This window comes from Pseudomonas sp. LS44, from assembly GCF_024730785.1.
Taxonomy (GTDB): Bacteria; Pseudomonadota; Gammaproteobacteria; order Pseudomonadales; family Pseudomonadaceae; genus Aquipseudomonas.
In genome coordinates this window covers 3,058,612-3,079,883 of the sequence record NZ_CP102830.1, presented here as the reverse complement: position 1 = coordinate 3,079,883, position 21,272 = coordinate 3,058,612, and the positions used below count along the sequence as shown (strand labels likewise).

Sequence of the window (21,272 nt, the reverse complement as noted above, 5' to 3'; positions counted from 1 at the left end):
TTGCAGGGCGTTGTTCTTTATGCGTATCGGTCATGGCTATGACGTACACCGCTTCGGCGAGGGCGATTTTATTACCCTGGGTGGCGTGCGAATTCCCCACAAATTCGGGCTGATTGCCCACTCCGACGGTGACGTGCTGCTGCATGCGTTGAGCGATGCGTTGCTCGGAGCGGCGGCGCTGGGGGATATTGGCAAACATTTTCCGGATACCGATCCGACCTTCAAGGGCGCCGACAGCCGCGCCCTGCTGCGTCATGTGGTGGGGTTGATCCAGGCGAAAGGCTGGCGGGTCGGCAACGTCGACGCGACTATCGTTGCCCAAGCACCGAAGATGGCCCCGTACATCGATACCATGCGCACATTGATTGCCGCCGACCTGCAGGTTGAGCTGGATGCGGTCAACGTCAAGGCCACCACCACTGAAAAGCTTGGCTTCACCGGCCGTGAAGAGGGGATTGCCGTGCATGCCGTCGCCTTGTTGAGAACCCTATGAACGAACTCGAATTGCTCGGCCCGCGGGCTTACGGGGATGCCCCCGGCCGCGCTGTGCTGAAGGCCACGGCGGAAGATTTTCAGGTCGACGAAGTGCTCGACATTCCGCTCTCCGGCACCGGCGAGCACCTCTGGCTGTGGGTTGAAAAGCGCGGCTTGAATACCGAGGAGGCGGCGCGACGCTTGGCGCGTGCCGCCGGGGTATCGCAGCGCAACATCAGTTATGCCGGATTGAAAGATCGCCAGGCCCTGACCCGCCAGTGGTTCAGTCTGCATCTGCCCGGCAAGGCCGATCCCGATCTATCGGCAGCTGAAAATCCCAGCTTGAGCATCCTTAAAGTCGTCCGCCATTCGCGCAAGCTGCAACGCGGAGCACACGCCGCCAACGGCTTCACCTTGCGATTGACCGAGCTCAGCGGTGATCGCGACGCGTTGGATGAGCGTCTGCGGCAGATTCAGGCGGGCGGGATACCGAATTATTTTGGCTTGCAGCGCTTCGGTTTTGACGGCGGCAATGTCGTCGATGCGCGTGGTTTTGCCCAGCGCCACGAACTCCCCGAGCAGCGCAATCTGCGCTCACGCCTGCTCTCGGCTGCGCGTAGCTATCTGTTCAATCGTGTGCTGGCCGCGCGGGTTGCCGATGGCAGTTGGAATCAAGCGCGGCTGGGTGATCTTCTGGCCTTTACCGACAGCCGCAGCTTCTTCATGGCGGGCGAAGCCGAATGCACTGATCCGCGTCTGGCGATTCTCGATCTGCATCCGACCGGGCCGTTGTGGGGCTTGGGCGAGTCGCCGGCAGCCAATCTCAGCCAAACGCTGGAGCAATCGGTAGCTGATAGCGAGCCTGCGCTGCGCGACTGGCTGGTCGAAGCGGGCATGGCGCACGAACGGCGTATCCTGCGCCTCCCCATTGCTGGTTTGACGTGGCATTATCCCGAGCCTGATGTGTTGCAACTCGAATTCGTCCTGCCGGCCGGATGTTTCGCCACTGCTTTGGTGCGCGAAATAGTCGATCTGCCGTCGGTGGGGCAGACGGAAAATTCATGCGTATTTTGATCTCCAACGATGACGGGGTGAACGCTCCCGGTCTCGCCGCTTTGCATGCTGCGCTCGAAGGCTATGCCGAGTGTTCGGTGATTGCTCCGGACCAGGACAAGAGCGGCGCCAGCAGCTCTCTGACCCTGGATCGGCCGCTGCACCCGCAACGCCTGAGCAATGGTTTTATCAGCCTCAACGGCACGCCCACTGACTGCGTGCATCTCGGCCTCAACGGCTTGCTGGAGCAGACGCAGGATATGGTCGTCTCGGGCATCAATCTGGGTGCCAACCTGGGTGATGACGTGCTCTATTCCGGCACGGTGGCGGCAGCGGTGGAAGGGCGTTTCCTGGCGCGGACTGCGCTCGCCATTTCGCTGCTCTCACGTCTGCCCGACAATCTGCCCACGGCGGCGCATTTCGCGCGTTTGCTAGTGACGGCCCATGAACAGCTCGATTTGCCACCGCGTACCGTTTTGAATGTCAATGTGCCCAATCTGCCGCTGGAGCATATCCGCGGCATCCGCTTGACCCGCCTCGGCCATCGCGCTCGTGCGGCGGCGCCGGTCAAGGTGGTCAATCCGCGCGGCAAGGAAGGCTATTGGATAAGCATCGCTGGGGATGCCGAGGACGGAGGTCCGGGCACTGATTTTCATGCGGTGATGCAAGGCTACGTATCGGTTACGCCGCTGCAGCTTGATCGCACCTATAACGAAGCATTCAGCAGTATGGATACCTGGTTGGAGGGCCTGCTCTGATGGCCCGTGAGCAGGACGATTTGCAACGCCGTGGTATTGGAATGACTTCGCAGCGTACCCGCGAACGGTTGATTCAGCGGCTCTATGATGAGGGTCTGTCGAACCCTCGCGTGCTCGAAGTGATTCGTCGAACGCCGCGCCATCTGTTCGTCGATGAGGCCTTGGCCCATCGTGCGTATGAGGACACCGCGCTACCGATCGGTCATAACCAGACGATCTCCCAACCTTACATGGTCGGGCGAATGACCGAGCTGCTGCTGTCGGCCGGCCCGCTGGATAAAGTCCTGGAAATCGGTACAGGGTCTGGTTATCAAACCGCAGTGCTGGCGCAACTGGTGGAGCGAGTGTTTTCAGTTGAACGCATTCAGGTCCTGCAGGATCGCGCCAAAGAGCGGCTGGTCGAACTCAATTTGCGCAATGTGGTGTTTCGCTGGGGAGATGGCTGGCAGGGTTGGGCCGCATTGGCTCCCTACAATGGCATCATTGTTACGGCCGCTGCTGCGGAGGTGCCTCAAGCACTGCTCGATCAACTCGCACCGGGTGGCCGTCTGGTGATTCCGGTAGGCGCCGGGGATGTCCAGCAACTGCAGTTGATCATCCGTGAAGAACAAGGTTTTTCACGGCATGTATTGGATGCGGTGCGCTTTGTGCCTTTACTTAACGGGCCGACTGTTTGAAGGTGATGTCAGGGTTCTGGCTGTGCCTGATCGATAGCAACGTGGCAATTTCCGTCGTGTCGTTGAGTTTGAAGTTTCCACTTGGTAGTCACCAGAAAGGGAGAGTTGGGTGAGTCTCACAGTCATTCAGCAGCGGATTCGCATCGTTACTGCACGCAGTGCTCTGAGTGGCCTGGCTTTGGTGATTTTGCTGAGCGGCTGCAGTTCTTCGCCCAGTAATGTGCAGGTCGTTGAACGTGGTAATAATCGAGCCACTGCAGCCCCCTCTCGGCCGGCGATGACTAGCGGGCAATACGTAGTGCAGCGCGGCGATACGCTCTATTCCATTGCCTTCCGCTATGGATGGGATTGGAAAGCGCTGGCTGCGCGCAACAATATTCCCCAGCCATACACCATCCATGTTGGCCAAGCGATTCGCTTTGATGGTCGCTCACAATCATCCTCTGCGGTCGCCGTTGTGAAGCCAGCGGCAAGGCAGACTCCAGCACCGGTTTCGCCTTTGCCGCCAAGCCGTCCAGCGGTAGCCCAAGCGCCTGTCGTGGTCGCTCCGGCACAAACGCCTGTGCAGTCCGTGACTCGTTCTGCCTCCGGTTGGGCATGGCCTGCAGCCGGTAATTTGATCGGTCGTTTCTCCTCAAACGGTAGTTTGAATAAAGGAATTGATATCGCAGGGGAATTAGGCCAGCCTGTTTTGGCTGCGTCTGATGGTTCTGTGGTGTACGCCGGGAGTGGTTTACGGGGCTACGGTGAGTTGGTAATCATCAAACACAGTGATACCTACGTGAGTGCCTACGGTCATAACCGCAGGTTGTTGGTTCGGGAGGGACAGCAGGTCAAAGTCGGACAGACAATTGCCGAAATGGGCTCGACAGGAGCTGACCGGGTGAAACTCCACTTCGAGATTCGCCGCCAAGGTAAACCTGTAGATCCTCTGCAATACCTGCCTAATCGTTGATTTGTTGCTCAGGCTGTTCCTTCACGTAGGAGGACGAACTCAGGGGATGCCATGGAGGCGCCACCGGAGTTCGCGGTTGAACTCAGCAAGGGACCTACAACAATGGCACTCAACAAAGAAGCGCCGGAGTTTGACTATGACGATGACGTTCTCCTCATGGAGCCTGCCCTTGTCTTAGACGAAGTGTTGAGCGAGGAGCCAGAAGCTCCTGTCAAACGCGCCAAGCCAAAAGGCGCTACAGCACTGAAACAACACAAGTACATCGATTACACCCGCGCTCTAGATGCAACCCAGTTGTACCTCAACGAAATTGGTTTTTCCCCACTGCTAACTCCGGAAGAAGAAGTCTACTTTGCGCGCCTGGCGCAAAAAGGCGATCCGGCTGGCCGCAAACGCATGATCGAAAGCAATCTTCGATTAGTGGTAAAAATCGCGCGCCGCTATGTCAATCGAGGATTATCCCTGCTCGACCTGATCGAAGAGGGCAATCTGGGTCTGATTCGCGCCGTAGAGAAATTCGATCCAGAGCGTGGCTTCCGTTTTTCTACCTACGCGACTTGGTGGATACGGCAGACTATTGAGCGGGCGATCATGAACCAGACCCGCACGATTCGATTGCCGATCCATGTGGTTAAAGAACTCAATATCTACTTACGGGCCGCCCGCGAACTAACTCAGAAGCTCGATCACGAACCCTCCGCTGAAGAAATCGCCAATCTGCTGGAAAAACCAGTGGCGGAGGTCAAGCGCATGCTCGGCCTAAATGAGCGTGTTTCGTCCGTAGACGTGTCGCTTGGCCCTGACTCCGATAAAACATTGCTCGATACCCTGACGGATGACCGTCCGACTGATCCATGTGAGTTGTTGCAGGATGACGACCTGTCGCAAAGCATCGATCAATGGTTATCCGAACTTACTGATAAACAGCGTGAAGTGGTAGTGCGACGTTTTGGTCTGCGTGGCCATGAAAGCTGCACCTTGGAAGAGGTCGGGCAGGAAATTGGTTTGACCCGTGAGCGTGTACGACAAATCCAGGTGGAGGCATTGAAGCGTCTGCGTGAGATTTTTGAAAAAAATGGTTTGTCGAGTGATGCGTTGTTCCAGTAACTACGCCCCATAAAAAACCGGCCGAGGCCGGTTTTTTTATGTCTTTCGTGTAAGCCATTGCTTACAAAGTGTGTAAGAAAAAGTAGCTTATGTGTGCCAGAAAGTCGCCGATTTTGAAAGATTGCCTTAGTAACTAACTGAATTTTATGAAAATACTAAATATGCAATTTAGCAATAATGCTTATCGTTGATTTCTAGGGGGCTTGCTCGAAGTCTACTAAAGACTAATATCACCACTGTGTCGAAGGATCGGCACAGGCCGCCAAGGATGGAGGTCAGGAAATCGCAGGATGCGATTCATCAGGATGATGAGTCCGGAAATAAAGGGACTAGGGACAAAAGAGTGGGCGGGTCAAACCGCCCCTTTTTTTGTCTGCCAAAAAGCAAAAGGCCCGCATTTGCGGGCCTTTGTATGCACTGGACGCTCTTAACGTTCCAGATACTGCATTTTATCTTTTACGCCATCCCATTCTTCGGCATCGGCCAGAGAATCCTTCTTCTCCGTGATATTGGGCCAGACCTCGGCCAAATCGGCGTTCAGCGTAATGAATTCCTGCATGTCTTCAGGCACTTCATCTTCGGAGAAAATGGCTTGGGCCGGGCATTCAGGCTCGCAAAGCGCACAGTCAATGCACTCGTCTGGATGAATGACCAGAAAGTTCGGGCCTTCGTAGAAGCAGTCCACCGGACAAACTTCTACGCAGTCGGTGTATTTGCATTTGATGCAGTTGTCGGTGACGACGAAGGTCATTTCTAGTTCTCTCCTCAGGCGACTGGGGGGCTCCGGATACGGAAAGAAGCCCCTCTGCTCGGGGAATTATATAAGCGCGGCGCCAGGCTAATAGGCCGTCGCTACCCAAAGCGCGCGGGATTCTATCAGCTTGTGCGACACAGGCGTTAGATTCGTCTCTTCCATGCGTATAGCAACTCCAGTGCTTGCCGTGGTGTCAGATCATCCGGATGGACTCTGTGCAACTCGTCCAATACAGGGTGGGGCAGGCTGGCGAAGAGGTCGCTTTGCATCGGCGGAGCCGGCTGGCCAATGACGGCGCGCGGCAGCTCATGCGGCAGGCTGGTCGCCTCAAGACGGGCCAAGTGCTCGCGTGCACGCAATATGACTTCAGCGGGTACGCCGGCCAATTGCGCTACCGCCAGCCCATAGCTTTGGCTGGCTGGCCCCGGCAGCACGTGGTGAAGGAAGACGATGCGCTCGTTGTGCTCGGTCGCATTGAGATGCACGTTAGCGACGTTCGGTTGGTTTTCTGGAAGAACCGTCAGCTCGAAATAGTGCGTGGCGAACAACGTCCAGGCGCGCAAACCGGCCAGCTGCTCCGCGGCCGCCCAGGCTAACGACAGACCGTCAAACGTACTGGTGCCACGGCCAACCTCATCCATCAGGACCAGGCTGTGAGCGCTGGCGTTATGAAGGATGTTGGCGGTTTCGCTCATTTCCACCATGAAGGTCGAACGACCCCCAGCGAGGTCATCGCTGGAGCCGATACGGGTGAAGATACGATCGACCAGCGACAGCTCGCAGCTCGCCGCGGGCACGAAGCTGCCGATATGGGCGAGCAATACGATCAGTGCGGTCTGGCGCATATACGTGGATTTACCACCCATGTTCGGGCCGGTAATGATCAGCATGCGGGTCGCATCGTCCAGCGCCAGATCGTTGGCAACGAACGGGGTAGTGAGGACTTGTTCCACCACCGGATGACGACCCTGCTCGATACGCAGGCAGGGTTCGTCGATGAAGCGTGGTCGATTGAGATCGAGATTTAGCGCTCGCTCAGCCAGGTTGCTCAATACGTCCAGTTCGGCAAGCGCGGCGGCTGTGTCTTGTAACGGCGCCAGCTGGCCGATCAATAGCTCGAGCAGTTCGTCATAGAGCAATTTCTCGCGCGCCAGGGCACGACTCTTGGCTGACAGCGCTTTGTCCTCAAAGGTTTTCAGCTCGGGAGTGATGAAGCGCTCGGCGCCTTTGAGGGTTTGCCGACGGATGTAGTCGGCTGGCGCCTGTTCGGCTTGCTTGCTGGGTAGCTCGATGAAATACCCGTGCACACGGTTGTAGCCCACCTTGAGGTTGGCCAGGCCGGTACGAGCTTTTTCACGAGCCTCCAAGTCGATGAGAAATTGGCCGGCGTTCTCGCTGATCGACAGCAAGTCATCCAGCTCGGCGTCATAACCGACCTTGAGAACGCCACCATCGCGAATCACCGCCGGTGGGTTGTCGTTGATCGCCCGCTGCAGTAGCTCCGCCAGCTCCGGGTAGGTGCGGATATTTACTGCCAGTTCGCCAAGATGCGGTGCTTCCAATTCAGTCATCGCGCGCTGCAGTTCGGGCAGCGCGGACAACGCGTCGCGCAGGCGTGCGAGGTCGCGCGGGCGCGCATTGCGTAGGCCGATGCGGGCGAGGATGCGTTCGATATCGCCGATTTCTTTCAATTGCGGTTGGATGATCTCGAAGCGATAGCGCTCCAGTACGCAGCTAATCGCTTGCTGGCGCGCTTCAAGCACTTCACGTTGGCGCAGTGGGCGGTTCAGCCAGCGGGTCAACAGGCGGCTGCCCATGGCGGTCTGGCAGCGATCCATGACCGACTGCAGGGTATTGTCGCGGCCGCCAGCCAGATTGGTATCCAGCTCCAGATTGCGCCGGCTGGCGCCATCGAGGATTACAGTGTCGTCGATACGCTCATGACGCAGGCTGCGTAGATGCGGTAGAGCGGTGCGCTGAGTTTCCTTGGCATAGCCCAGCAGACAGCCGGCGGCGCCAATGGCCAGGCTGAGGTTTTCACAGCCGAACCCCTTGAGATCTTGCGTGGCGAATTGTTGGCAGAGGCTTTTGCGCCCGCTGTCGCGCTCGAAGTCCCAGGGCGCACGACGGCGCACGCCACGACGTTTCTCCGCCGGCAGACCTTGCGGCCAGTCATCGGGGATCAAGAGTTCCGCGGGGTTGAGCCGTTCCAGTTCGGCCAGCAGGTTTTCCCAGCCCGACAGCTCCTGCACGCTAAAACGGCCGCTGGTGATATCCAGCGAAGCCAGGCCGAACAAGCGTTCATCTCCGAGCACTGCCGCCAGCAGGTTGTCGCGCCGCTCATCGAGCAGCGCTTCATCGCTGACCGTGCCGGGCGTAATGATGCGCACCACTTGGCGATCAACAGGACCTTTGCTGGTCGCCGGATCGCCAATTTGTTCGCAAATGACCACGGACTCGCCGAGCTTGACCAGCTTGGCCAGATAACCTTCGGCCGCATGGTAGGGAATCCCGCACATGGGGATTGCCTGGCCGGCGGATTGGCCGCGGGCGGTGAGCGTGATGTCGAGCAGCGCCGCAGCCTTCTTGGCGTCCTCATAGAAAATTTCGTAGAAGTCGCCCATGCGATAGAACATCAGCTGGTCCGGATGCTGGTTCTTCAACTTCCAGTACTGTTGCATCATTGGGGTGTGGGCTGAGAGGTCGCTCATCGGTCTGGCTGTCCGGTTTAAATCGCAAAAGCGCCTAGTGTACGGTATCCCTATAGTCGCCTTTAACCCCGGAGATGGCCTTGGAACAGATAACCCGTCTCGCCGCTCAGTTGGGCGAATGCTTGCAGTCGATCGGCGCTCAGGTCAGTACCGCCGAGTCCTGCACCGGCGGCGGAATTGCCGAGGCGATCACGCGGATTTCCGGCAGCTCGGCGTGGTTCGAGGCGGGCTACGTGACCTATTCGAATGTCCAGAAAACCGCTCAATTGCAGGTACCCGTCGAGTTTTTCGGACAAGTCGGAGCGGTCAGCCGTGAAGTCGTGGAAGCCATGGTCTGTGGTGCCCAGCGGCATAGCGAAGCGCGCTTTGCGGTAGCAGTCAGCGGGGTTGCAGGACCAGATGGCGGTTCGCCGGACAAGCCGGTAGGCACCGTCTGGCTGGCCTGGGGCGATGGCCAGAGGGTGATCAGTGAGCGTCGCTGGTTTGCTGGCGACCGCGAGCAAGTGCGCCGACAAACGGTTGAGACCGCTCTAGCGGGGCTCCTCAGCTTGGTGCGTGGAGAAAATCCTATTCAGGGGTAGGCGACCGGACTTGCCCTGTGGAATAATACTGGCTACTTATACAGTTGTTGGCGGCCGCCAGGCCCTCTTGATCACGTGAGGATTCAATGGACGAGAATAAGAAGCGCGCTTTGGCTGCAGCCCTGGGCCAGATCGAAAAACAATTCGGCAAAGGCGCAGTCATGCGCATGGGCGATCATGAGCGCCAAGCCATTCCGGCTATCTCTACCGGCTCGCTCGGCTTGGATATCGCCCTGGGTATCGGCGGTTTGCCAAAAGGCCGGATCGTGGAGATCTATGGCCCGGAATCATCGGGCAAAACCACCTTGACCCTGTCGGTCATTGCTGAGGCGCAGAAGCTGGGTGCTACTTGCGCCTTCGTCGATGCCGAGCATGCGCTGGACCCGGACTATGCGGCCAAACTGGGCGTCAACGTTGACGACCTGCTGGTATCGCAGCCAGACACGGGCGAACAGGCCTTGGAAATCACCGACATGCTGGTGCGTTCCAACGCTGTCGACGTCGTCATCGTCGACTCGGTTGCCGCGCTGGTGCCGAAAGCTGAAATCGAAGGTGAAATGGGCGACATGCACGTGGGCTTGCAAGCTCGCTTGATGAGCCAGGCACTGCGCAAAATCACCGGTAACATCAAGAATGCCAACTGCCTGGTGATTTTCATCAACCAGATCCGCATGAAGATCGGCGTGATGTTCGGCAGCCCTGAAACCACCACCGGCGGCAATGCGTTGAAGTTCTACGCCTCGGTACGTCTGGACATTCGCCGTACTGGTGCAGTGAAGGACGGCGATGAGGTCACCGGCAGCGAAACCCGCGTCAAAGTGGTGAAAAACAAAGTCGCACCACCTTTCCGGCAGGCCGAATTCCAGATCATGTACGGCAAAGGTATCTATCGCACCGGCGAGATCATCGACCTGGGCGTACAGCTCGGTCTGGTGGAGAAATCTGGCGCCTGGTACAGCTACCAAGGCGGCAAGATCGGTCAAGGCAAGGCCAACGCAGCCAAGTACATGGAAGACAATCCGGAAGTGGGTGCCACTGTCGAGCGGCAGATTCGCGAGAAGCTGCTGAGCAATGCGCCGGCTGCCGCGGCTAGCGCCAGCACGGCCGACGATCTGGCCGACATCGACGCCTGATCCTGCACTATGGCCGCCGTACTCGATACCCTTGCAGCAGTACGGCGGACTGCCATGGATTTGCTCGCGCGCCGTGAACACGGGCGCGTCGAGCTCGCCCGCAAATTGCGCCAACGTGGCGCCCCCGCCGAATTGATCGAGTCTGCCCTTGAGCGTCTGGCTGAAGAAGGGCTGCTCTCGGAAACTCGCTATGTGGAAAGCTTCATTCGCCAACGCGCGAATGCGGGCTATGGCCCGTTACGGATTCGTGAGGAGCTGAGCCAGCGTGGCTTGCCCCGTGAGGCCATCGAAAATGCCTTGCGTGACAGCGGTTTCGATTGGCAAGAGCAGCTACTTGAACTCTGGCAACGCAGATTTTCTGGCGAATTGCCTACCGATGCCCGCGAGCGCGGTAGGCAGGGGCGCTTTCTCAGCTATCGCGGTTACTCGCTGGAAGCGATCGGTCGGCTACTAAGCGGTCGTCGCAATACCTGAAATCGCCAGCAGCACCCACCGTCGCCATCCTTATAAGCGCGCAGCCTTAAGCCATGCGAGGTGCATGGCTGCAGTCGGTAAGGAGATTGGCGGCTGAGGCGAGGAGTTAGGCCCAGCTTTGCGGCAAGTTGATGAAGTTCAGCAGTTCGCGCAGACGGCCATGATCCCGCCCGTTGAAGATAAAGGTCAGACGTTGCAGCTGCTTAAGCTCCGGTTCATCGCCTTCCGCCTCCAGGGCGGGGTGCTGTTCGAAGCTGCCGCTTTTACATAGATCAATGAACTCGCGTTGCAGCTGATTCAGCGCCACCTCATTTAAGGGGTGGTTGAGGCGGATCACATACAGGCCCTTGAGCCAGCGGCTGGAGTGGAAGTTGCTGTAGAACTGGGCGATCTCGTCCGCCGCCTCCTCGGCGCTATGTACCAGGCGCATCAGCTGAATGTCGCTTGGCCGGATGTAGAGGTTGTTCTCCAGTTGGCGGTGGATAAAGTCCAGGGCGTCTTGCCAGTAACTACCACCCGGCTCATCGAGCAGGACCACTGGAACAATCGGGCTCTTGCCGGTCTGGATCAACGTCAGCACTTCGAGTGCTTCATCCAGCGTGCCGAAACCGCCGGGGCAAAGCACCAATGCATCGGCTTCCTTGACGAAGAACAGCTTGCGCAGAAAGAAGAAATGGAACGACAGCAGATTCTCGCTGCCCGCCATGGTCGCGTTGGCGCCTTGCTCGAAGGGCAGGGTGATGTTGAAGCCCAGACTGTTTTCCCGCCCGGCTCCCTCGTGGGCGGCGGCCATGATGCCTCCTCCGCCACCGGTTACCACCATCAAGTCATAACGGGTGAGAGTCGCGCCCAAGTCACGGGCCAGGGTGTAGAGCGGATGGCCGGGAGGCGTGCGCGCTGAGCCAAAGACCGTGACCTTGCGCCGCCGCTTGAATTGCTCAAGGCTGCTAAAGGCATGCTCCATTTCGCGCAGGGTTTGCAGCATGATCTTGGCGTCCCAGCGGTTGCGGTCGGCCTGCGCCATGCGGATGACGGTGACCAGCATCTCTCGGTAAAGCGTACGATTGAGGCTGGTGTTTGGAGTGATAAGGCCGACCAGTTCGTCGACCTTGCTGGCGAGGTCGATACCACTGGTTTGGAAGTGGCGGGATAAGTAGTCGTCCGGTTCATAAGGCATTTAACGTCTCCTTGTGTTGCGGAACCTGGCCTACGCAGATTGGCTTGGCGGGCACTGCCGATTCGCCTGGCGCGGGCCGATCTGGATTTCGTCGAAAGGTGAGCGGTACTCCTTATCCTGGGGGGATCGTCAAGCGGTGGGGCCGGACTCATTAAGACCGGCAACTTCTTACTGTGCTTCTGTCCAAGTAAAGCTCAGGGCGGTGCTGGGAAGGCTTCGCCCGTCTTAATTATTCAAACCAACCAATATTCATTTCAGGCCGCAATCGGCCTTGCTGAAGCGCTCAGTGGCGACCGGGCGATTGGTCTTGTATTCGGTGAACTGATATCGCAACACCGCCCCACGTGCCAGCAACTGACGAAAGCCGGTGTTGCGGCAGACGCTGCCGGCAAGCTGGGCGCGAACGGTGTCGGGGTTGGCGCGCATCTGCGCAGCGTGCTCTGCGCGGACGCTGAGATGATTAACCAGCTCGTTGCTATCTACCGTATAGCCCTGATCGAGGATGTCCTCATTGATTGCGCGCGGTGTGCCGACGCTACTGTCCTTGGCCACCGTGTCCAGCATCTTGCCCAACTCGTAGTCCTTCAGGCTGGCCGCCTGCGCAGTGGGCAGGGCCAGGCAGAGGGCTAGGGCGGGAGCAATAAAACGCAGCATGGAGTTCTCCTGAAAACGATATTGATATGAGCTGCCCGCCATTGTGCGGACCTGCGCGGCGGATGTCGCCTGCGTCGAAGCTCTGACCGTAAATCGCGACCGGTGTTACCCGCGTCACCCTCGGAGGTACGCTGTGCTGTACCGGCTGTTAGACTGCCGGCCCATTTCGCCAGCCGACCGTCATGCATTCGCTATCGCTACCACCCGCTCGACCCGCCGCCGATCACGCAGTCGCTCGTTTACGCGCGCAACGGTTGGCGCGCAGCAGCAAGCCGTTTGTTGCGCGCGGGTCGCGTGCCGAGCGCTGCGCTGGCTGCCGGGTGATCGCCAGCCATTGCCTATGTGACTTGCGTCCTCGGGTTTCCGCCGAGTCGGGCGTCTGCCTGCTGATGCATGACGTCGAAGCGCTCAAACCGACCAACACGGGCTGGCTCATCGCTGATGTCGTCGAGCGTACCAGCGCCTTCGGCTGGACGCGCACTGACGTCGAGGCGGGCTTGCTCGAGCAGCTCGCCGACCCGCGCTGGCAACCCTATGTGGTCTTTCCCGGCGAATATGCCGCGCCACATCGGGTGGTCAGCGAAGTGCAAGTGGAGGAGGGCAAGCGGCCGCTGTTCATTTTGCTCGATGCTACCTGGACCGAAGCGCGGAAGATGTTCCGCAAAAGCCCCTATCTCGACCAGTTGCCGGTGCTGGGTCTGCTACCGGAGCAGCTGTCGCGCTACCGCCTGCGCCGCTCCAAACGCGACGACCATCTGTGCACCGCGGAAGTCGCCGCCTTGTGTCTGGAGTTGGCCGGCGATCAGCAGGCGGCTCAAGCATTGGACGCCTACCTCGATGTATTTACCGCTCATTACCTGGGCGCCAAGCGGCACTTGCCGGTGGATTTGCAAGACGAACTGCATCGGCGCCTGCAAGCCTTCCGCTAATGCGCGTCAGGCGGCCTGCGCCTCGTCTTTGCGCGGCCACAATTGGGCGATGAGCATGCCGGTGAACATCAGCGCACAACCCAAATAGCCGCGCATGTGCAGCGATTCACCGAGGAACAAGGCGCCAGCGATAGCGGCAAACACGGCTTCGAGTGACAGGATGATCGCCGCGTGCGAGGCAATTGCGTGACGCTGGGCGACCACCTGCAGGGTGTAACCGATGCCCGCCGAGATCAGTCCGCCATACAGAATCGCGGGCCCGGCTTTGAGGATCATGTCCCAGCGGATATCTTCGAATACCACCGCCAGTAGCAGGCTGATCACGGCGCACACCAGGAACTGAATGATGGTCAGGCGGATCGGGTCATAGCGCCGGGCGAACGCGCCCACCAGCAAGACATGCGCACCCCAGACGAAGGCGCCGGCCAGTTGCAGCCAGTCGCCAGAAGCCACATGGAAGTTCTCGCCGACACTCAGCAAGAACATGCCGACTACCGCCAGAATTGCCCCGAGCCAAGTGCCCATGCCGGTGCGATGACCGAGCAGCAGGCCGAGCAACGGCACGACAATCACATACAGCCCGGTGATGAATCCCGAATTGGTCACGCTAGTGAACAGCAAGCCAACCTGCTGCAGATTGACGCCTATGGCCAAGGCCAGCCCCATCAAGCCACCGCCGATCCACAGGCCGCGATTGATGGGTTGTTGCTCCCCGGAGTTAGAGCGAAGCAGCAACAGCGGCAGCAGCGCCAGCATGCCGAGGCCCATACGTAGGCCGGAGAATAGCAGCGGACCGATATGGTCCATGCCGACCCGTTGAGCGACGAAGGCGCTGCCCCAGATCATTGCAGTGAGCAACATTAATAGGTCGGCGCGCAGAGCCTGGTTTCGCATGGTGGGATCTCGGCTGGAAAAGCCGCAAACTGTGCCGCAAAGCAACCAACTTGACCACCCTGGCAGCTCTCGGCATGCTGAGCGCCGCCTCCGGCCCATTACAACTAAAACAGGATCTGCCATGGCCGCTTATGAAATCCTGATCGCCGATGACCACCCTCTGTTTCGTAGTGCCCTGCAGCAAGCCCTGACGCTTGGCCTTGGTGCTGGGGTGCGCTTGGTCGAAGCAGCCAGCATCGCCGAGCTCGAGGCGTGCCTCGGCGAGAAAAGCGATTGGGATCTAGTTCTGCTCGATTTGAATATGCCAGGGGCTTACGGCTTTTCCGGATTGGTCCTGCTGCGTGGGCAATACCCGCAAATTCCTGTGGTGATGATCTCGGCACAGGAAGAGGCTGCGGTCGTGGCGCGCGCGCGGGAGTTCGGCGCCAGCGGCTTCATTCCCAAGTCCAGCCCGTTGGAAACCATTCAGCAGGCGGTCCGCGAAGTGCTCGATGGCGATACCTGGTGGCCGCTGCAAACCCAGGCGGTAGCCGGCGTTTCCGAGGAAGCGAAGGCCGCCAGCGCTGGACTCGCCAGTCTGACGCCCCAACAGTTTCGTGTGCTGACGATGGTTTGCGATGGGCTGCTGAACAAGCAGATCGCTTACGAATTGAAGGTTTCCGAGGCGACCATCAAGGCGCACGTGACGGCAATTTTCCGCAAGCTGGGGGTGCGCACCCGCACTCAGGCGGCCTTGCTGTTGCAACAAATGGAATCCATTCCGGCCAGTTAAGGCGGCGGATTTTCACGCATTTTTGACCGCGCCCGAGCTAGTTTGCGGCGCCCTTCAATTGGTAGTTGCGTTCTATGTCGCCCTTCAAAGGCCAAACCGGTCTGAAACGAGTTCTCAATGCCGCCGGCTATTCGATGGCTGGGCTGCGTGCCGCCTTCATCGGCGAAGCCGCGTTCCGCCAGTTGGTGCTGCTCAATGTGGTGCTGATTCCGTTGGCCTTCTATTTCCAGGTCAGCCGCGTCGAGCGGGCCCTGATGATTGCCGTGTGTTTGCTGGCGTTGATCGTCGAGTTGTTCAACTCGGCGGTGGAGGCGGCCATCGATCGCATTTCGCTGGATCTTCATCCGCTGTCCAAGAATGCCAAGGACATGGGCAGCGCCGCCCAGTTTGTCGCGCTGAGTCTGATCGTCGCGGTGTGGGCGGTGATCCTGCTCGGTTGAAGCTCTCCAATCGCGTAGCCAAATGTCAGGCCAGCGTCGGCAACACAATCGCATCGCTACGCGTCACCCCGGCGGTCAATTCGCGGCATAGCTCGAGAAATTCGCGCATTGCGGCGGTCTGGTACTTCTGCTTGTGCCAGATGAAATAGAACTGCCGGGTCAGGTCCAGCGCTGGGGTCTCCACCGCCACCAGGCTGCCGCGGCGAAAGGCATCGCGCAGCGCCAGGCGGGAAATACAGCCAATACCTAGGCCTGACTCCACCGCGCGTTTGATCGCCTCGGTGTGCTCCAGCTCGAGGCGGATGTTGAGCGCCGTGCGATGGTGGCGCATGGCGTGATCGAAGGTCAGGCGCGTGCCGGAGCCCTGTTCACGGAGAATCCATGCTTCCCGGGTCAACTCATCGAGACTGGCCTGACCGCGGCTTGCCAAGGGATGCTGCGGCGCGCAGAACACCACCAGCTCGTCCTCGACCCACGGTTGCACTTCGATTTCCGGGTGCTGGCAGTCGCCTTCGATCAGACCTAGATCCAGTTCGTAATGGGCGATTTGCTGGACGATATTCATGGTGTTCTGCACATGCAGGCGCACCCGGCATTCGGGATGCCGCTGCATAAAACTGCCAATCAGCAGGGTCGCCAAATAATTGCCGACGGTCAGCGTGGCGCCGACGTCCAGGGAGCCGAAGCCGCTCTTGCCGTTCAACATGCGTTCGATTTCTTTGGCCTGATCAAGTAGCGCCACTGCTTGCGGCAGCAGCTGGCGACCCAGGGCATTGAGACTCAGGCGCTTGCCGGCGCGATCGAACAGTTGGCAGTCGGATTGGCGCTCTAACTCGGTCAGCGAGGTACTCGCCGCTGACTGCGACAGCGCCAGGGACTGCGCCGCACGGGAGACGCTTTCCTGTTGGGCGATGGCAACAAACACCTGAAGTTGTCTGAGAGTGAATCGCATATCTATATAACCGATAACCTATATCTTAATAATCCACTTAACAGATATTCTGCGCGCCATTAGAATTCCGCGCCATAGCCCTTTTCGGGTGTTCGTGTTTTTGCCGAGGAAGCCCGCATGAGCAATCTGAACGTAGAGCGTGTGCTCAGCGTCCACCACTGGAACGATACCCTGTTCAGCTTCAAGTGCACCCGTGACCCGGGTCTGCGCTTCGAAAACGGCCAGTTCGTGATGATTGGCCTGCAACAGGAAACTGGCCGCCCGCTGATGCGTGCCTACTCCATTGCCAGCCCGAACTACGTCGAGCATCTGGAGTTCTTCAGCATCAAGGTGCCGGATGGTCCGCTGACTTCCCAGCTGCAACACCTCAAGGAAGGCGACGAGATCGTCATCAGCAAGAAGCCCACCGGCACCCTGGTGCTGGATGACCTGCTGCCCGGCAAGCACTTGTACCTGCTCAGCACCGGCACTGGCCTGGCGCCGTTCATGAGCGTGATCCAGGACCCGGAAACCTATGAGCGTTTCGAGAAGGTCATCCTGGTTCATGGCGTACGCTACGTGAATGAAGTCGCCTACCGCGAGTTCATCACCGAGCATCTGCCGCAGAACGAATTCTTCGGCGACGCGCTGAAAGACAAACTGATCTACTACCCGACCGTGACCCGCGAGCCGTTCGAGAACCAGGGTCGTCTGACCGACCTGATGCGCAGCGGCAAACTGTTCGAGGACATCGGCCTGCCGCCGATCAATCCGCAGGACGACCGTGCGATGATCTGCGGCAGCCCGAGCATGCTCGACGAGACCAGCGAAGTGCTCAATAGCTTCGGCCTGAAGATCTCCGCGCGCATGGGCGAGCCGGGTGACTACCTGATCGAACGCGCCTTCGTCGAGAAGTAAGCGCCAGCGCTGTATCCCAAAGCCCGCCCATCGGCGGGCTTTTTCTTGCCGCTGCCTCAGTTCTGGCTGAAGCGCTGGCCCGATAGCGCCGGATGGTAGAGCGGCTGGATCTTGTTGCCGGCCGGATCGAGCAGATGGAAGCTCCAGGCGCCGTCGCCATGAGCGAACGGCCGGTCGAGCAGGGTCACGTCGCGGGCTTGCAGATAGTCGTACCAGGCCTGCAGCTCCTCCCGGCTGTCGACGACGAAGCCGTAGTGGTCGACAGCCTGCACGCCGCTGCTTTCGGCGTAGGCGCGGCCGAGGGAGAGGTTGTCGTTACCGCAGGTGAGGTAGACCAGGTCTTCGTTGGCGCGGTTGAGCACCTGCATGCCGAGCACGTCGACATAGAAGCGTTCGCAGGCTTCCAGATTGGGCACCAACAGCGCCAAGTGGCGCAGGCCATTGAGGCGGCCGGGACGATTGGGCATTATCAATACTCCAGTTTGTATACAATCTGTCGCGACTATAGGACAAAAAGGAGTCCGCTGTGTACTGCCTGCTGCTCAAAACCCAACTCAAACCCGCCAGCCTCGAGGCCTTCATGGCCGCCATGCGGATCAATGCCGCCGCCTCGGTGCGTGACGAGCCGGGCTGTCTGGTTTTCGACGTGCTGCAGGATCGCAGCGACCCCGATCTGGTCTGGTTGTACGAGGTCTACGTCGATGAGGCGGCCTTCGAGGCGCACATGCGCACCCCGCACTTCCTCGCCAGCCGGCCGCTGGTTGAGCCGTTGATCCTCAGTCAGGAGGCCATCGAGGGCGATATGCTGGTGCGTGGCTGAACGCGGGGCGCCGGCAGAGAACCGCTTGGCTAGTGGATTACGCCCGCGCGCCCGAGGGCCGGCTTCGCCGCCGCAGCCGATACCGCATGCTGGCGAGCTACGCCGGCGTGACTTCGAGTACCGTGATCCGTCCCGTCTCCGGGTAGTGCCAGCGCACATCCACGTCCCACAGGCGCGCACCGTAGCGCCGCTCGGGTTCTGGCTTCTGATACGCCGGGCGCGGGTCCTGGGCCAGGCATTGCTCGATCAGCGCCACCAGCGGTTCGCCGAGGCGCTCGCCATGCGCCTGGGCCTCAGCCAGCGCGGTTGTGCTCCAGTCCACCGCGATCAGCGCCGGCGCCTGCTCGGCGATGCCGTTGTGTGCGCCGGCGAGGCAGTCGGCATAGGGCACATAGGGCTTGATATCCAGCACCGGCGTGCCGTCCAGCAGGTCGATGCCGGATAGCCACAGACGCCCCGGCTCGACCTTGTCCAGGCGTACCACCGATTGACCGATGCCATTGGGGCGGTGCGTCGAGCGCGTGGCGAACACCCCCAGCGACTGATTGCCGCCCAGCCGCGGCGGGCGCACCTTGAGGCGCGGTTTGTCTTCCAAGGCCTGATGAAAGACGAAGAGCAGCCAGACATGGCTGACCTGTTCCAGCCCCTGCACGGCTTCGCCCTGATCGTATGGCGCGAGCAGTTCCAGCACGCCGCGTGCAGCGGGTGCCAGTTGCGGTTGGCGCGGGATGGCGAATTTCTCCTTGAAGCAGGAGCGCACGAAACCGATGGGGGCGACGGAGTAGGACATGGCGGCGTTGTCAGCAGGGAAACGCCGCCATGCTAACCGATTAGAGGCTGAAACCACCGTCGATAGGGATGATATTGCCGGTCATGTAAGCGCCAGCGGTGCTCGCCAGGCTGATTGCCAGCGCGGCCATCTCATCCTCACGTCCCCAGCGCTTCATGGGGATATGCGCGCAATCCTCGGCCATCGCCTCGGCATTCTGCGTGATATACCGGGTCATCTTGCTCGGGAAACGTCCGGGGGCGATTACGTTGACGTTGATGTGTTCGCTCGCCAGCTCGCGCGCCAGCAGACGCGACAGCTGATGCAATGCCGCCTTGCTCGGCCCGTAGGCATACGCCTGTTCACCAAAGGAAGAGATCGCAGCGACCGAACCGATATTGATGATGCGCGCCGGGCTTTGTGCATTGCCGGCTTTGCGTAACAGCGGCAGTAGCAGTTGAATGCAGCTGAACACTGAGGTGACGTTGAGCTGCATGACCTTTTCCCAGCCTTGCACCGGATAGCTTTCCAGCGGAGCGCCCCAGGTGGTGCCGGCGTTGTTGACGAGGATGTCGAGCTGCCCGATCTGCTCCGCAAGCTGCGCTGCCAACGCTTGCACGCCTTCCTCGCTGGCGAGGTTGGCGGCGATCCCATGGCATTCGCCCAAGGCGCTGAGCTCCGCGGCGGTTTCTGCGCAGGCCTGCGCGTCACGGGCGCAGACATAGACTTTGGCGCCGGCTTCGACAAAGCCTTTGGCAATCATCTTGCCGATACCGCGGGTGCCGCCGGTGATCAGCGCGGTGCGGCCTTGGAGGGAGAAGTACGGGTGCATGGCGAGTCCTCATGACAGTGGTGGCACTACCCTAAACGGCTGCGCCCGCCAAAGGAGGCACTATTGCGCTCGGGAATGCCTTGCCATGAGGAGAAATCGTCGGTCAGTCGCGAACCCGATGGGTCAGACCTTTGAGGAAGTTGCGCAGCACTTGATCGCCACAGGTGCGGTAGTTGCTGTGACCGAACTTGCGAAACAGCGCGCTCAGCTCCGGTCGCGAGATTGGCAGGTCTACCGCCTGGAGCAAGCCGAGGATGTCGTCTTCTTTCAATTCGAACGCCACGCGCAGCTTCTTCAGCACCACGTTATTGGTCAGCGGCAATTCGATCGGCGGCGTCGGGCGGCTTTCGTCCTTACCCCGGCGGTGAATCACCAAGCCATCGAGGAAATGCGCCAACACCTCGTCGTCACAGGGCGCAAAGCCTTCTTCGTCTTCCTTCTTCAGGTACGCGTCGACCTCGCTCTTGGTGACGTCGTAATTGGCCAGCTTGAGGATTTCCACGACCTTGGCATCGCTGAGATCGAGCATGTAGCGCACGCTGCGCAAAACATCGTTGTTGAGCATTTCGATAATTCCAGATGAAACAGGCAATGAGGGGGAGGGGGACTAGAAACGCTCGCCGGCGGGCAGATAGCGCCATTGGCCAGGCGGAACCTTGCCCATAGACACGCCGCCGATACGGATGCGCTTCATGCTGATCATTGTCAGGCCGACGGCCTCACACATGGCGACAAGCAGCCCCGGTTGAGGATTCTTCAAGGCGAAGCGCAGGCGGGTTTCGTTCTGCCAGCTGACTTTCGCCGGCGGCAACTCCTGACCCTTATGCTTCAGCCCACGCTTCAGGCGTTCGAGACCATTGGCGGCAATCGTGCCGCTGACCTCGACCACGTACTCCTGTTCGAGCTTGCTGGCGTCGTCGTTCAGCTTGCGCAAGATGCGCCAGTCCTGGGTGAGCACCACCAGACCACCGGCCTGCGCTTGCAGCGGCAGCGCAGTGGTCAGGCGAGCGAAATGACCTTGTAGCGGACGGATGCCCGATTGGTCGTCGGCCCAGCGGTCGGCGAGCGCCAGCATGGCCTGAACGGAGCCGCCCTTGCCGCCGGGCGCCTGATGCGCCAGCAGCGTCACTGGTTCCAGCGCAGTTGCCGTGGCCCCGGGCAGCAATACGACGGTCTGGCCCTGCACCTTGAACTGCGGCTCTTCAACCACATGGCCGTCGACCGTCACCCAGCCGCCTTCAATGTACAGCTCCGCCTCGCGACGCGAGCAGCCAGTCAGTTCGATGACACATTTGGACAGGCGCAAAGGTTCGGACATGAAGACGACAACCGCAGAGTGAGAAGGCGGCCATTGTAAGCGCATCGCGGCCGTAGCTGGGGGGTGAGCGATAAACCGGGGCGTACGGCGGAATCATCCTGCGCGCGAACCAGCGGCACCAGACAAACCTGCGCAGGTGCC

At 59.8% G+C, this 21,272-nt stretch carries 24 protein-coding genes and 2 pseudogenes; 14 read left to right on the top strand and 12 right to left on the bottom strand.

The features are described 5' to 3' along the window. The first annotated feature begins 19 nt into the window (after positions 1–19). From ispF to rpoS, 6 genes are all read left to right on the top strand, one after another. The gene (gene ispF / locus NVV93_RS13770; protein ID WP_258251203.1) at positions 20–493 is read left to right on the top strand and encodes a 2-C-methyl-D-erythritol 2,4-cyclodiphosphate synthase; all 474 of its coding nucleotides are present in this window, start codon (positions 20–22) and stop codon (positions 491–493) included. Beyond that, entirely contained in the window at positions 490–1,548 is a 1,059-nt protein-coding gene (gene truD, locus NVV93_RS13765; protein ID WP_258251202.1) for a tRNA pseudouridine(13) synthase TruD, read from the top strand. Before ispF ends, truD begins: the two co-directional genes overlap by 4 nt. After that, positions 1,536–2,285 carry a 5'/3'-nucleotidase SurE gene (gene surE, locus NVV93_RS13760; RefSeq protein ID WP_258251201.1) on the top strand — a complete coding sequence of 250 codons (750 nt, stop codon included), beginning with the start codon at positions 1,536–1,538 and terminating at the stop codon, positions 2,283–2,285. The genes truD and surE overlap by 13 nt, the downstream gene beginning before the upstream one ends. A 41-nt stretch (positions 2,286–2,326) precedes the next feature. After that, positions 2,327–2,962: a protein-L-isoaspartate(D-aspartate) O-methyltransferase gene (locus NVV93_RS13755; protein WP_258254370.1), complete on the top strand. Its 636-nt coding sequence runs from the start codon at positions 2,327–2,329 to the stop codon at positions 2,960–2,962. 109 nt (positions 2,963–3,071) lie between these two features. Beyond that, a complete protein-coding gene (locus tag NVV93_RS13750) occupies positions 3,072–3,917 on the top strand; it encodes a peptidoglycan DD-metalloendopeptidase family protein (RefSeq protein WP_258251200.1) in 846 nt (281 codons plus the stop codon). Between the two features lie 102 nt (positions 3,918–4,019). Next, complete coding sequence (gene rpoS, locus NVV93_RS13745) at positions 4,020–5,024, top strand: RNA polymerase sigma factor RpoS (RefSeq protein WP_258251199.1); 1,005 nt, start codon at positions 4,020–4,022, stop codon at positions 5,022–5,024. 427 nt (positions 5,025–5,451) lie between these two features. On the opposite strand, the gene fdxA is transcribed toward rpoS, so the two are convergent. Beyond that, positions 5,452–5,775, bottom strand: a complete 324-nt coding sequence (gene fdxA / locus NVV93_RS13740) for a ferredoxin FdxA (RefSeq protein ID WP_258251198.1) — start codon at positions 5,773–5,775, stop codon at positions 5,452–5,454. A 146-nt stretch (positions 5,776–5,921) separates the two neighbouring features. Beyond that, the gene (gene mutS / locus NVV93_RS13735) at positions 5,922–8,489 is read right to left on the bottom strand and encodes a DNA mismatch repair protein MutS (RefSeq protein ID WP_258251197.1); all 2,568 of its coding nucleotides are present in this window, start codon (positions 8,487–8,489) and stop codon (positions 5,922–5,924) included. Positions 8,490–8,563: 74 nt separating this feature from the next. On the opposite strand from mutS, the gene NVV93_RS13730 reads away from it, so the two are divergent. From NVV93_RS13730 to recX, 3 genes are all read left to right on the top strand, one after another. Next, on the top strand, positions 8,564–9,070 hold the full coding sequence (locus NVV93_RS13730) for a CinA family protein (protein WP_258251196.1): 507 nt from the start codon (positions 8,564–8,566) through the stop codon (positions 9,068–9,070). Positions 9,071–9,156: 86 nt separating this feature from the next. Beyond that, positions 9,157–10,203, top strand: a complete 1,047-nt coding sequence (recA, locus tag NVV93_RS13725) for a recombinase RecA (protein WP_258251195.1) — start codon at positions 9,157–9,159, stop codon at positions 10,201–10,203. Between the two features lie 9 nt (positions 10,204–10,212). Beyond that, positions 10,213–10,677 carry a recombination regulator RecX gene (gene recX / locus NVV93_RS13720; protein WP_258251194.1) on the top strand — a complete coding sequence of 155 codons (465 nt, stop codon included), beginning with the start codon at positions 10,213–10,215 and terminating at the stop codon, positions 10,675–10,677. 106 nt (positions 10,678–10,783) lie between these two features. On the opposite strand, the gene NVV93_RS13715 is transcribed toward recX, so the two are convergent. Further along, positions 10,784–11,854 carry an LOG family protein gene (locus tag NVV93_RS13715; protein ID WP_258251193.1) on the bottom strand — a complete coding sequence of 357 codons (1,071 nt, stop codon included), beginning with the start codon at positions 11,852–11,854 and terminating at the stop codon, positions 10,784–10,786. Positions 11,855–12,103: 249 nt separating this feature from the next. Further along, positions 12,104–12,508: a quorum-sensing-regulated virulence factor family protein gene (locus tag NVV93_RS13710; protein WP_258251192.1), complete on the bottom strand. Its 405-nt coding sequence runs from the start codon at positions 12,506–12,508 to the stop codon at positions 12,104–12,106. A 182-nt stretch (positions 12,509–12,690) separates the two neighbouring features. Between NVV93_RS13710 and NVV93_RS13705 the strand changes: the two genes are divergently transcribed. Beyond that, entirely contained in the window at positions 12,691–13,437 is a 747-nt protein-coding gene (locus NVV93_RS13705) for a tRNA-uridine aminocarboxypropyltransferase (protein WP_258251191.1), read from the top strand. A 6-nt stretch (positions 13,438–13,443) separates the two neighbouring features. Here NVV93_RS13705 and NVV93_RS13700 read toward each other — a convergent pair whose 3' ends face one another. Beyond that, positions 13,444–14,331, bottom strand: coding sequence for a DMT family transporter (locus tag NVV93_RS13700; RefSeq protein ID WP_258251190.1), 888 nt, complete (start codon positions 14,329–14,331; stop codon positions 13,444–13,446). Positions 14,332–14,452: 121 nt separating this feature from the next. On the opposite strand from NVV93_RS13700, the gene erdR reads away from it, so the two are divergent. Together erdR and NVV93_RS13690 are read left to right on the top strand one after the other, a co-directional pair. After that, positions 14,453–15,103 (top strand): response regulator transcription factor ErdR, encoded by a 651-nt coding sequence (gene erdR, locus NVV93_RS13695; protein WP_258251189.1) that lies wholly within the window; start codon positions 14,453–14,455, stop codon positions 15,101–15,103. Between the two features lie 74 nt (positions 15,104–15,177). Continuing rightward, positions 15,178–15,543, top strand: a complete 366-nt coding sequence (locus NVV93_RS13690; RefSeq protein WP_258251188.1) for a diacylglycerol kinase — start codon at positions 15,178–15,180, stop codon at positions 15,541–15,543. A 25-nt stretch (positions 15,544–15,568) separates the two neighbouring features. Here the strand turns inward: NVV93_RS13690 and NVV93_RS13685 are convergent, their stop codons facing one another. Further along, positions 15,569–16,495 carry a LysR family transcriptional regulator gene (locus NVV93_RS13685; protein WP_258251187.1) on the bottom strand — a complete coding sequence of 309 codons (927 nt, stop codon included), beginning with the start codon at positions 16,493–16,495 and terminating at the stop codon, positions 15,569–15,571. Positions 16,496–16,612: 117 nt separating this feature from the next. Here NVV93_RS13685 and fpr point away from each other — a divergent pair, with 117 nt between their 5' ends. Further along, positions 16,613–17,392, top strand: coding sequence for a ferredoxin-NADP reductase (gene fpr / locus NVV93_RS13680; protein WP_258251186.1), 780 nt, complete (start codon positions 16,613–16,615; stop codon positions 17,390–17,392). A gap of 56 nt (positions 17,393–17,448) precedes the next feature. Here the strand turns inward: fpr and NVV93_RS13675 are convergent, their stop codons facing one another. Next, complete coding sequence (locus NVV93_RS13675; RefSeq protein WP_258251185.1) at positions 17,449–17,859, bottom strand: VOC family protein; 411 nt, start codon at positions 17,857–17,859, stop codon at positions 17,449–17,451. Positions 17,860–17,918: 59 nt separating this feature from the next. Between NVV93_RS13675 and NVV93_RS13670 the strand changes: the two genes are divergently transcribed. Then, positions 17,919–18,212, top strand: a complete 294-nt coding sequence (locus NVV93_RS13670; protein ID WP_258251184.1) for a putative quinol monooxygenase — start codon at positions 17,919–17,921, stop codon at positions 18,210–18,212. 97 nt (positions 18,213–18,309) lie between these two features. On the opposite strand, the gene tsaA is transcribed toward NVV93_RS13670, so the two are convergent. The 5 genes and pseudogenes from tsaA to NVV93_RS20185 all read right to left on the bottom strand — a co-directional run. Continuing rightward, on the bottom strand, positions 18,310–19,002 hold the full coding sequence (gene tsaA, locus NVV93_RS13665; RefSeq protein ID WP_258251183.1) for a tRNA (N6-threonylcarbamoyladenosine(37)-N6)-methyltransferase TrmO: 693 nt from the start codon (positions 19,000–19,002) through the stop codon (positions 18,310–18,312). Positions 19,003–19,042: 40 nt separating this feature from the next. Then, positions 19,043–19,813 (bottom strand): SDR family oxidoreductase, encoded by a 771-nt coding sequence (locus NVV93_RS13660; protein WP_258251182.1) that lies wholly within the window; start codon positions 19,811–19,813, stop codon positions 19,043–19,045. Between the two features lie 103 nt (positions 19,814–19,916). Next, positions 19,917–20,378 carry a DUF1456 family protein gene (locus NVV93_RS13655; protein WP_258251181.1) on the bottom strand — a complete coding sequence of 154 codons (462 nt, stop codon included), beginning with the start codon at positions 20,376–20,378 and terminating at the stop codon, positions 19,917–19,919. A gap of 42 nt (positions 20,379–20,420) precedes the next feature. Next, positions 20,421–20,849 (bottom strand): annotated as a pseudogene (locus NVV93_RS20190) (RNA-binding protein); the annotation flags it as partial. Between the two features lie 77 nt (positions 20,850–20,926). Further along, positions 20,927–21,131: pseudogene (locus NVV93_RS20185) on the bottom strand (S4 domain-containing protein); the annotation flags it as partial. Between the last annotated feature and the right edge of the window lie 141 nt (positions 21,132–21,272).

What these genes read in the sequence shown, in the direction of transcription:
- ispF (WP_258251203.1), top strand. Translation starts at nt 20, where the DNA reads ATGCGTATCGGTCATGGCTATGACGTACACCGCTTCGGCGAGGGCGAT.
- truD (WP_258251202.1), top strand. Translation starts at nt 490, where the DNA reads ATGAACGAACTCGAATTGCTCGGCCCGCGGGCTTACGGGGATGCCCCC.
- surE (WP_258251201.1), top strand. Translation starts at nt 1,536, where the DNA reads ATGCGTATTTTGATCTCCAACGATGACGGGGTGAACGCTCCCGGTCTC.
- NVV93_RS13755 (WP_258254370.1), top strand. Translation starts at nt 2,327, where the DNA reads ATGACTTCGCAGCGTACCCGCGAACGGTTGATTCAGCGGCTCTATGAT.
- rpoS (WP_258251199.1), top strand. Translation starts at nt 4,020, where the DNA reads ATGGCACTCAACAAAGAAGCGCCGGAGTTTGACTATGACGATGACGTT.
- fdxA (WP_258251198.1), bottom strand. Translation starts at nt 5,775, where the DNA reads ATGACCTTCGTCGTCACCGACAACTGCATCAAATGCAAATACACCGAC.
- mutS (WP_258251197.1), bottom strand. Translation starts at nt 8,489, where the DNA reads ATGAGCGACCTCTCAGCCCACACCCCAATGATGCAACAGTACTGGAAG.
- NVV93_RS13730 (WP_258251196.1), top strand. Translation starts at nt 8,564, where the DNA reads ATGGCCTTGGAACAGATAACCCGTCTCGCCGCTCAGTTGGGCGAATGC.
- recA (WP_258251195.1), top strand. Translation starts at nt 9,157, where the DNA reads ATGGACGAGAATAAGAAGCGCGCTTTGGCTGCAGCCCTGGGCCAGATC.
- recX (WP_258251194.1), top strand. Translation starts at nt 10,213, where the DNA reads ATGGCCGCCGTACTCGATACCCTTGCAGCAGTACGGCGGACTGCCATG.
- NVV93_RS13715 (WP_258251193.1), bottom strand. Translation starts at nt 11,854, where the DNA reads ATGCCTTATGAACCGGACGACTACTTATCCCGCCACTTCCAAACCAGT.
- NVV93_RS13710 (WP_258251192.1), bottom strand. Translation starts at nt 12,508, where the DNA reads ATGCTGCGTTTTATTGCTCCCGCCCTAGCCCTCTGCCTGGCCCTGCCC.
- NVV93_RS13705 (WP_258251191.1), top strand. Translation starts at nt 12,691, where the DNA reads ATGCATTCGCTATCGCTACCACCCGCTCGACCCGCCGCCGATCACGCA.
- NVV93_RS13700 (WP_258251190.1), bottom strand. Translation starts at nt 14,331, where the DNA reads ATGCGAAACCAGGCTCTGCGCGCCGACCTATTAATGTTGCTCACTGCA.
- erdR (WP_258251189.1), top strand. Translation starts at nt 14,453, where the DNA reads ATGGCCGCTTATGAAATCCTGATCGCCGATGACCACCCTCTGTTTCGT.
- NVV93_RS13690 (WP_258251188.1), top strand. Translation starts at nt 15,178, where the DNA reads ATGTCGCCCTTCAAAGGCCAAACCGGTCTGAAACGAGTTCTCAATGCC.
- NVV93_RS13685 (WP_258251187.1), bottom strand. Translation starts at nt 16,495, where the DNA reads ATGCGATTCACTCTCAGACAACTTCAGGTGTTTGTTGCCATCGCCCAA.
- fpr (WP_258251186.1), top strand. Translation starts at nt 16,613, where the DNA reads ATGAGCAATCTGAACGTAGAGCGTGTGCTCAGCGTCCACCACTGGAAC.
- NVV93_RS13675 (WP_258251185.1), bottom strand. Translation starts at nt 17,859, where the DNA reads ATGCCCAATCGTCCCGGCCGCCTCAATGGCCTGCGCCACTTGGCGCTG.
- tsaA (WP_258251183.1), bottom strand. Translation starts at nt 19,002, where the DNA reads ATGTCCTACTCCGTCGCCCCCATCGGTTTCGTGCGCTCCTGCTTCAAG.
- NVV93_RS13660 (WP_258251182.1), bottom strand. Translation starts at nt 19,813, where the DNA reads ATGCACCCGTACTTCTCCCTCCAAGGCCGCACCGCGCTGATCACCGGC.
- NVV93_RS13655 (WP_258251181.1), bottom strand. Translation starts at nt 20,378, where the DNA reads ATGCTCAACAACGATGTTTTGCGCAGCGTGCGCTACATGCTCGATCTC.